This window comes from Pseudomonas sp. P5_B3 (genome assembly GCF_056400405.1).
Map to the genome: position 1 here is coordinate 1 of NZ_JBFULI010000096.1, position 8957 is coordinate 8957.

Annotated in this window: 8 protein-coding genes and 1 pseudogene; 3 read left to right on the plus strand and 6 right to left on the minus strand. The window is 60.0% G+C overall.

The annotated features are described in order from the left end of the window. Positions 1 to 212: 212 nt before the first annotated feature. Positions 213 to 470: a hypothetical protein gene (locus AC1DRN_RS29250; RefSeq protein ID WP_223460087.1), complete on the minus strand. Its 258-nt coding sequence runs from the start codon at positions 468 to 470 to the stop codon at positions 213 to 215. 194 nt (positions 471 to 664) lie between these two features. On the opposite strand from AC1DRN_RS29250, the gene AC1DRN_RS29255 reads away from it, so the two are divergent. Beyond that, entirely contained in the window at positions 665 to 1639 is a 975-nt protein-coding gene (locus tag AC1DRN_RS29255; protein WP_223460085.1) for a 2-hydroxyacid dehydrogenase, read from the plus strand. 182 nt (positions 1640 to 1821) lie between these two features. Next, positions 1822 to 2331: a DUF2165 family protein gene (locus tag AC1DRN_RS29260; RefSeq protein WP_223460083.1), complete on the plus strand. Its 510-nt coding sequence runs from the start codon at positions 1822 to 1824 to the stop codon at positions 2329 to 2331. A gap of 25 nt (positions 2332 to 2356) precedes the next feature. On the opposite strand, the gene AC1DRN_RS29265 is transcribed toward AC1DRN_RS29260, so the two are convergent. Continuing rightward, the gene (locus AC1DRN_RS29265; protein WP_223460081.1) at positions 2357 to 3259 is read right to left on the minus strand and encodes a DMT family transporter; all 903 of its coding nucleotides are present in this window, start codon (positions 3257 to 3259) and stop codon (positions 2357 to 2359) included. A gap of 151 nt (positions 3260 to 3410) precedes the next feature. Here AC1DRN_RS29265 and AC1DRN_RS29270 point away from each other — a divergent pair, with 151 nt between their 5' ends. Continuing rightward, complete coding sequence (locus AC1DRN_RS29270; protein WP_223460079.1) at positions 3411 to 4286, plus strand: helix-turn-helix domain-containing protein; 876 nt, start codon at positions 3411 to 3413, stop codon at positions 4284 to 4286. 72 nt (positions 4287 to 4358) lie between these two features. Here the strand turns inward: AC1DRN_RS29270 and AC1DRN_RS29275 are convergent, their stop codons facing one another. From AC1DRN_RS29275 to AC1DRN_RS29290, 4 genes and pseudogenes are all read right to left on the minus strand, one after another. Next, positions 4359 to 6788 (minus strand): TonB-dependent siderophore receptor, encoded by a 2430-nt coding sequence (locus AC1DRN_RS29275; RefSeq protein WP_477786892.1) that lies wholly within the window; start codon positions 6786 to 6788, stop codon positions 4359 to 4361. Positions 6789 to 7024: 236 nt separating this feature from the next. After that, the gene (locus AC1DRN_RS29280) at positions 7025 to 8014 is read right to left on the minus strand and encodes a FecR family protein (protein ID WP_223460075.1); all 990 of its coding nucleotides are present in this window, start codon (positions 8012 to 8014) and stop codon (positions 7025 to 7027) included. After that, positions 8011 to 8583, minus strand: coding sequence for an RNA polymerase sigma factor (locus AC1DRN_RS29285; RefSeq protein WP_223460073.1), 573 nt, complete (start codon positions 8581 to 8583; stop codon positions 8011 to 8013). Before AC1DRN_RS29285 ends, AC1DRN_RS29280 begins: the two co-directional genes overlap by 4 nt. Before the next feature lie 204 nt (positions 8584 to 8787). Further along, positions 8788 to 8957, minus strand: a pseudogene (locus AC1DRN_RS29290) (group II intron reverse transcriptase/maturase); the annotation flags it as partial.

Here is an 8957-nt window from a genome sequence, read left to right on the forward strand (position 1 = left end):
ACACCAAGACCCCAGGCATGGCACCGCCGGGGACTCGTCGGTCGATGGGTAAGCGCTAAATCCGGACTTTGCGATGACAGCGCCGCCGTCATCGCGGGCAAGCCCGCTCCCACAAGGATCACCGATGAACACATATTTTGTGTACGACGATGATTACTGTGGGAGCGGGCTTGCCCGCGATGACGGCGGCGCTGTCATCGCAAAGTCCGGATTTAGCGCTTACCCATCGACCGACGAGTCCCCGGCGGTGCCATGCCTGGGGTCTTGGTGTGGCCGTTCTTGGCGCCGTTCTTGTACCACGGCTGGTTGGAGCCCTTGGCGGCCGCCAGATCACCCGGCTTGAACGGGAACTTGAAGGCCGGGATCTCGGCTTTGGTTTCGCTGTCGGCGCTGGAGTCGACGCTGTCTGGCAGCTCTGCCTGCACGTCGCTCAGGGCGTCGGCGACCGGCGGTTGTTTCGGGGAAGTCATGAAAGCTCCGGGTGGTGCATGAAGTGTCGGGCCCGGTGAGTGAGCCGCATGTCACAGTATAAGAAGTGCGGCAGTATAACTGGATGACGCCCCGCAAGCTGCAAGCTTGCATTGACCGCCTGACGACTCGCACAAATCCCGCGAAGAATGTTAGCGTGCTCATCATTCTTCACCGCCCGACGAGTGCGCCTCCCATGAAAAAGACTGTCCTGGCTTTCAGCCGCGTCACCCCGGAAATGGTCGAACGCCTGCAACAAGACTTCGATGTCATCGTGCCGAATCCGAAAAACGGCGACATCAACGCCCAATTCAACGAGGCCCTGCCCCACGCCCACGGCCTGATCGGCGTCGGTCGCAAACTCGGTCGCGCCCAGTTGGAAAACGCCGCCAGGCTGGAAGTGGTGTCCAGCGTCTCGGTGGGCTACGACAACTATGACCTGGCCTATTTCAACGAGCGCGGGATCATGCTGACCAACACGCCGGATGTGCTCACCGAAAGCACCGCCGACCTGGCGTTTGCCCTGTTGATGAGCAGCGCCCGTCGCGTCGCCGAACTGGATGCCTGGACCAAGGCCGGGCAATGGCAGGCCACTGTCGGTGCACAGCTGTTCGGTTGCGATGTGCATGGCAAGACCCTGGGCATCGTCGGCATGGGCAATATCGGTGCGGCCATCGCCCGACGCGGTCGCCTGGGATTCAACATGCCGGTTATCTACAGCGGTAACAGCCGCAAGAACGAACTGGAACAGGAACTCGGCGCACAGTACCGCAGCCTCGATCAATTGCTGACTGAAGCTGATTTCGTCTGCCTGGTGGTGCCGCTCAGCGAGAAAACCAAACACTTGATCAGCCATCGTGAACTGGCGCTGATGAAGCCAAGTGCCATTCTGGTGAACATTTCCCGTGGTCCGGTGGTGGACGAGCCCGCGCTGATCGAAGCGCTGCAAAACAACCGCATTCGGGGTGCAGGGCTGGACGTATACGAAAAAGAACCGCTGGCCGAGTCGCCACTGTTCCAGCTGAAAAATGCCGTGACCTTGCCGCACATCGGCTCGGCCACCCATGAGACCCGCGATGCCATGGCCAACCGTGCCCTGGCCAACTTGCGCAGTGCCCTGCTGGGCGAGCGACCGCAGGACCTGGTCAACCCGCAAGTCTGGAGGGGTTGAAGTCAAAACGGGCAGGAGCGACAAGCGCCTGCCCGTTCAATTTAAAAGAATTACTTTCAAGCGACTAAATAGCTCTCTTTATACATATCCTGCAATTCAGTCGACAACCAAACCATAAAACCACGCGATAGACTCTCCGTATTTGCCCGGACACTACAAGGACAATAACGGAGACCGCCCACTTGCCACCATTCACAACAAGCCAGGTCATTCGACTCAGCAAAGCCACACTGATGTTATTTGTCAGCCTGTTTGGGTTGCTGATGCTTTACAACAACTTCACGGACTACTCGAGCAACTATGAATACATTGCTCACGTCCTGAGCATGGACACCACCAACGACCGTCACAGATACAGCCACAGGGCTATTACTTCAGCCATAGTGCACCACCGCATCTACTGGCTGATCATTACACTTGAAGTGGTCTACACCCTGTTTTGCCTGCTTGGAACCTATTACCTGTACAAAAATATCAACACATGCCAGGAACAATTTCACGAAGCCAAAAAACCTGGATTAATCGGATTGTTGATCGCCCTTTTCCTCTATTACGTAGGCTTTCAAGTAATCGGTGCTGAATGGTTCAACATGGATGACTCGAGCGCATGGAACTATCAGGACAGGGCCCGGAATATTATTGATTTCATTTTTCCGTTATTGATATACATCGCAATAAAAATCGAGCGCTGAGTCACTCGGCGCTCGACGCCCTCCCTCAGGCCAACTTGCCGTTACCCAGCACCGGCGACACTTTGGGTTTACGAAACACCAGTACGTTCCCCGACATCACCAACACCAGCCCCAACAGCGCCGGCACCGTCCATTGATAGCCCTCGGCGAACGCTGACACGTTGAGCGCCACCACCGGAAATAGCACCGTACAATACGCAGCCCGCTCAGGCCCCATGCGGCCTACCAGCGTCAGGTAGGCGGTGAAACCGATCACCGACCCCGGAATCACCAGGTACAACAGTGACCCGATGTAACGCGCGCTCATTTCCATGTCGAAGGGAATGCCCTTGACCAGACACCACACCGAGAGCATCGCCGCCCCGTAAGCCATGCCCCAGGCATTGGTGGTCAGCGGTTTGAGACCGGCCTTCTGTTGCAGGCTCGAGAGCATGTTGCCCGCCGAGAAACACAAGGTGCCGCACAAGGCCAGACCGAGACCGAGCAGGGTTTCCGGGCTGGCGGTACGCCCGGCCAATTCCGGCCAGAACAACAGGCCCAGCCCAAGCAGGCCCAGCGCGCCGCCCATCAGCACATTGCGGGCGATTTTCTGACCGAAGAACACCCGCGCGTTGAGGGCATTCCACAGGGTGGCGGTGGAAAACACCACGGCCACCAGGCCGCTGGGGATCCACTGGCTCGCAGTGAGGAAGCACATGAAGTTGACGCAGAACAGGCACAAGCCCTGAGCCAGGCAGATCAGGTGCCCGCGACGGTTCATCACTTGCAAGCGTCGGCTAAGCAGCAGGATCACGAACAGCACCAGCGCAGCGAGCCCGAAGCGATAGACGATCGACACGGGAATGGCCACCACGCCGAGTTGCCATTTCAAGGCAATCCAGGTGGTGCCCCAGATCAGCACGGTCAGCAAGTACAAAGAAAGGTTCATGACAAAGGCTCCTCGATAGGTGCCCAGTGTCCGGCGCCACTCCCTGGCGCACTTGCATAAACTTGCGCTTTTGTCTGCCGACAGGCTGGCAGGCGCACGTCTACGGAGTAGGATGCAGGGCGTTGGATGCAGGTGTTAGAGAGCAACGATCATGGCTGCACTGGATACCCTACAAGTCTTTCAAGCCCTCAACCGCTCGCCGAATGCTCGCCTCGAGCACAGCGCCGAGCTCGGTGACGGTTTGTCTGCAGCCTTGTGGAGCAATCACCACGATGCGCAGGATTACGAAGCGCCCAGCCACCACACGTTGTCCTGTTACCTTGCCGGCGGCACCGGCACCTTTCGCCGCGACCAGCCCGGCAACAAGGGGGGGCCGGATAAACTGTGCGTCCTGCCGGCCGACCACCAGTCAGGCTGGGTGATCAATGGCGATATTCGCCTGGCGCACCTGTATTTCAGCCCCGAACAATTTGCCCTCGGTTGCGTCACCCTGCTCGATCGCGAACCACGGGAAATGCAACTGCGCGAGCAGACCTTTCTCGATGATCCGCAGCAGGCGCTGCTCTTTCGACAGTTGATCACCCTGAACTGGGACGAGCCGGGCGAGCGCCTGCTGACCAGCAGCCTGGCCCACGAACTGCTCAGCCATGCCCTGCTCAGCCAGGTGAATGCCCGGCAAGGCCTGCGTCTTAAAGGTGGGTTGGCCGCGCATCAGCGTCGGCATCTGGTGGAATACATCGACAGCCATCTGGACGACGCCATCAGCCTGGGTCAATTGGCGGCGTTGTGCGCGTTGTCGGAATACCACTTCGCGCGGATGTTCCGCGAAAGCTTCGGCTTGCCGCCCCATCAGTATGTGCTGGCACGACGCCTGAACCGGGCGCGGGAGTTGCTGCGCACGACCTCGCAACCACTGGGGGAGATTGCACTGGCTTGCGGCTTTTCCAGCGCCAGCCATTTCACCAATCGCTTTCGCCAGTCACTTGGCGGGACGCCCGGTGAGTATCGACAGGCGTTTTTGCGCTAGGCCCGGGATTTTCGGCGCCTCAATTGCCGCCTTCGCGGGCAAGCCCGCGAAGAACGATAACGCGGTCTATCGTCAGAACTCCAAGGTGCTCGACAACGTCACCTGCCGCGAGTCACCCATCGACACAAAGAACCGACTTGCCGCCGAGGTGTAGTAAGTGCGATCAAACAGGTTCTTCACGTTGAGCTGGAACTTGACCTTCTGCCCTTCGACTTTGGTGTCGTAGGTGGCGAACGCATCGGCCACGGTGTAGCCCGGCAGGTCGAAATCGTTCACCGCGTTGCCCGCGCGCTCACCCACATAACGCGCCCCGGCGCCGACCCGCAGTTGGTCGCCGCCGACGATGGTGCCGAAGTCATAGACGGCCGACAGCGAGCCGCTGTTCTTTGCCACGTTTTGTAGTTGATTACCCTTGTAAACAGGGTCTTCGGTGACTTCGGCATCGGTGTAGGCGTAGCTGCCGATCATGCTCCAGCGATCGGTGAGCTGACCGCTCAAGTCCACTTCAAGGCCACGGGAACGCACTTCGCCGGCGGCACTGTAAATTGTCGTCGGGCCTTCGGCGTTGGCCACCAGCACGTTGCGTTTCTTGATGTCGAACAGCGCGATGTTGCCAGTGACGCGGCCCGGCAGATCGAGCTTGGCACCCAGCTCCCAGGACTTGGCTTCTTCCGGCGCGATGCCGCCGTCAAGCACGGTGCTGCTGCCGCTCAACGGCGCAATGGTCGAATTGGGTTTGAACGATTCGGTGTAGCTGCCGTAGAACGACAAGGCGTCGGTGTACTTGTACACAAGGCCCGCGCGCGGTATCCATTTCTGCCCGTTGCTGTCGGTGTTGGCGTGGAACGGCACGCCTTTGCCGGCGTACTGGTCGTACGCCTGGAAGCGCGCGCCGGCCACCAGAATCCATTGGTCGTTGAGGTGGATGGAATCCTGCAGGAACACCGAATCGCTGCGCAGTTCATCGGTCTGCGCGCTGTCGGCCGCACTGACAGTGGTGCCCGGCASTTCCTGGCCATAGATCGGGTTCACGTAGCTGAACTGGGTGCGGCTTTTCTGGCGGATCAGGTCTTCGCGGAAGATCTTGCGGTATTCGTCATCGACGCCGAACAGCAGCTCATGCTGCATGCCGAACACATCCACGTTGCCTTCGAGGCCGGCGGTGGTGAAGCGGTCGGTGCTGATCGCATTCCGGGTGCCATCCATGCTGCGGGTCAGGGTGCCCTTATTGGTGTCGATGGCAGTCACGCGCACCTGGCTGGCGTCGTAGGTTTCGCGGTTCCAGCTGTAACCGAAATGGGCCTTCCAGTTGTCGTTGAGCTCGTGATCGGCCTCGAAGTGATAGAGGTCCGAACGCCCTTCCATGTTGTTGAACGGCTCGTCGAGACGTTCGTTGCGCGAGATGTCCAGCGGATGGTTGGTCCGTGGATCGATCAGCGTGCCGCGGTCGAACGGCGTGAGGAATTCGCGGTGCTCATAGGAGAACAGCAACTTGGTGCTTTCGCCGTACCAGGCCAGCGACGGCGCGATGAGGCTCTCGCGATGCACGCCGAAGTTGCGCCAGTAATCTTCGTCTTCATAGTCCAGCACCATGCGGTAGGCCAGCCCGGAATCGCCGAGGGCACCGGTGCTGTCGAGACCGCCGCCGCTGCCGTTCTTGCCGTCGCCATAGCTCGAACCGCGCGCAGTCAGTGCGTTGTACTGCTCAAGCTCGGGCTTTTTGCTGACCATGTTGACCACGCCACCCGGATCCTGGATGCCATAGAGCAACGAGGCAGGCCCCTTGAGCACTTCGACCCGGTCGACGCTGGTGTTGAGGCCACGGCCCTGCACGATCGGCATGCCGTCGCGCATGATCGAGCCATTACGGTTGTCGCCAAAGCCGCGGACCATCACCGAATCCTGGGTGCTGCCCAAAGTGTTGGCCTGGGTGATGCCGCTGACATTGGCCAGAGCGTCATCGAGATTGCGTGGCGCCTGGTCGCGGATGACCTGGGCCGGGACGACATTGATCGTCTGCGGGATGTCCTGAATCGGGGCCGAGGAGCGCATCACCGAAGAAGTCGGTGGCGGCTGGTAACTCATGGACTCATCCATCACCGAGGTAATGGTGGTCGCGCCCAGGTTCAACGCACCTTCGGTCGGCCGTGGTTCCAGTGCAATGGTATGCCCATCGGTGCGGCGGAAGGTCAATCCCGAACCACTGAGCAGACGTTGCAGGGCCTGTTCGGCGCTCATCTGGCCATTGACCGCGGGCGCATTGAGGCCGTACGGCGCTTCATCGGTGTAGACGACACTGATGCCGGTCACCCGGCTGAAATCACTCAAGGCCTGGGGCAGCGGTTTGGCGGCCAGTGCGAAATTGAATTGCCCACGCGACTGACTGCTGCCCGCCTCTGCGGCCAGCGCCACGCTCAGCGGCAACAACGCCAATGCCGAAAAGCTCAACGCAGACACACCCAACCACTGTTTGACCGAACCCGATTTTGCCCTGGACTTCATGACTCATGACCTGTGTAGAACCGCAACGGATGCGAATGACTCGCAGTTTCAGTCACTACACGGATGGCAGTCGGGTTTACCTCATCACATTCTGAAAATATTTTTTCTTGAGTGATTGGGTGTCTGATCTGCCGCCATCGCGAGCAAGCTCGCTCCCACAGGTTTTGAGTCGGCCACAATATTGGGGCAACACATAACCTGTGGGAGCGAGCTTGCTCGCGATGGGGCCGGCAGCATCAACGCAAAATAATCAGCTGCCCCAAAACCTGATGCTGCTCAAACCCCAACACCCCCTGCAACGAACTCAACACCGCCTGCGGATTCCTGCTCGGAAAGCTGCCACTGACCCGCCGCGTCGCCAGTTCATCGCTGAGTATCAAGATCCGTCCGGGGTAATAGCGCGCCAAATCCAGCACCACATCGGCCAACGTCGCCTTGTAGTAATTGAGCCAACCCTGACGCCATGCCAACTGCGCTTCGCTGTCCACCGCGTGGAATTTTTCCGCCGAGCCTTCGCCGTAGGCGACTTGCTGGCCGGCGGTGAGAATTTGCTGCTCGGCGTTCTTGTCCGCCGTTACGCCAACCCGCCCGGACAACACCGTGACCTGTGCACCACGGGACTGCAAGCGGACCTCGAACTGCGTGCCCAGGACCCGCGCCTGCCCCTTCTCGGCGTCCACTACAAACGGCTCGCCGGTATGGGTGACGCTGAAAAATCCGGCGCCGCGGCGCAATTGCACATGCCGTTCGCCGCGACTGAAATCCACAGCAATGGCACTGTCGGCATCCAGGGTGACTTGCGATTGATCGGCCAAGGTCACCGTGCGGATTTCCCCTGGCGCCGAGACATAATCCGCCCCCAGGTCATCCATCCAGCGCGACGGTTGCCAGCCGGTGCCGAGGCTGATCATCAACAGCAGGCACGCGGCCATCGCCAGCGCACCTGACCAGCGTCCGACCGTGCTGCGCCGCGAGCGTTTCATGGCATTGAGATAGCCTTGCAAGGCAAAAGCGTCTTCATCGGCGAGCGTGCGCGCCGGCCCTTCGCTCAACTCCCACAAGACCTGCGCCTGGACATACGCCTGCGCATGAGCGGGATCGGCTCGCAACCAATGGCTGAACGCCGCCTGATCACCACTGCTGGGCTGATCATGCAGCAGGCTCAGCCAGGCCAGCGCGGCCTGCTCCTGAGCGGGCGTCGGGGTGACGCGTTCGAAGTGGTTCACGGTGCTTTCCCTGGCGTTCGTGTTTCGGGCTCCCGAAGGCTGGCCTTGCAGGCTTCGAGGGCGCGCATCATATGTTTTTCCACGGCACTTTGGGACAAACCCATGGCCTTGGCGATCTCGGCGTACTTGCGGCCGTGAATGCGATTGAGCAAAAAGATCTGCCGCGTGCGCTCCGGTAATGCGCGTAACGCCGCTTCAACGTGACGCAAATCGTTGCCCGCCTCCAGCGCCGCTTGCGGTCCGCTGCCATGGCTGTCCGGTGGCTCGACCATCAAGCCTTCGCTGGCCCGGACCCGCGTGCCTTCACTGCGCAAATGGTCGATGGCGATATTGCCGGCGCAGCGCAGCAGATAAGTGCCGAGCTCCTCGACCTGCACCAGCGGCCGCCGCCAGAAACGCAGGAACAAGTCCTGCACCAGGTCAGCCGCCGTCGCCCGGCAACCGACGCGCCGACTCACCAGCGCCTCCATTTGTGAGCGCTGGGAGAGAAACACCTGGAGAAAATGCGCACGGTCGCCGCGCTGTTCGTCGCGTTCGATATCGTGGGGGTCGGGGGGCATTGTGATCATCGTTCATGTTTCGACCTGAAAACCAGGGAGGCCACGACAGCGTCAGGGGGCCGGCAAGGCCGCAATATTAATGATAAATATTCTCATATGCAAAAGTATCAGCCCATGCCCCATGGAATCCAAAAGCCACCGAATCGAGTAGGAGGCGGATTTACATCCGCCGTCCTCTCACACCACCGTACGTACGGTTCCGTATACGGCGGTTCAGGTTAAGCGGTTAAGCCGGGTTATCGTGTCCAGTATTGAGACCAGCCCGAGTCGATCCCAGAGTTTCTTCGGCAGCGCCTGATTCATATGGGGTGCTCCCGAATTCCACCAAGGGCCTCGACCGTTGAATGCTGAGTGACAAGCACGGGCTTCGTTGAGCCCTAGAC

What these genes read in the sequence shown, in the direction of transcription:
- AC1DRN_RS29250 (WP_223460087.1), bottom strand. Translation starts at nt 470, where the DNA reads ATGACTTCCCCGAAACAACCGCCGGTCGCCGACGCCCTGAGCGACGTG.
- AC1DRN_RS29255 (WP_223460085.1), top strand. Translation starts at nt 665, where the DNA reads ATGAAAAAGACTGTCCTGGCTTTCAGCCGCGTCACCCCGGAAATGGTC.
- AC1DRN_RS29265 (WP_223460081.1), bottom strand. Translation starts at nt 3,259, where the DNA reads ATGAACCTTTCTTTGTACTTGCTGACCGTGCTGATCTGGGGCACCACC.
- AC1DRN_RS29270 (WP_223460079.1), top strand. Translation starts at nt 3,411, where the DNA reads ATGGCTGCACTGGATACCCTACAAGTCTTTCAAGCCCTCAACCGCTCG.
- AC1DRN_RS29285 (WP_223460073.1), bottom strand. Translation starts at nt 8,583, where the DNA reads ATGATCACAATGCCCCCCGACCCCCACGATATCGAACGCGACGAACAG.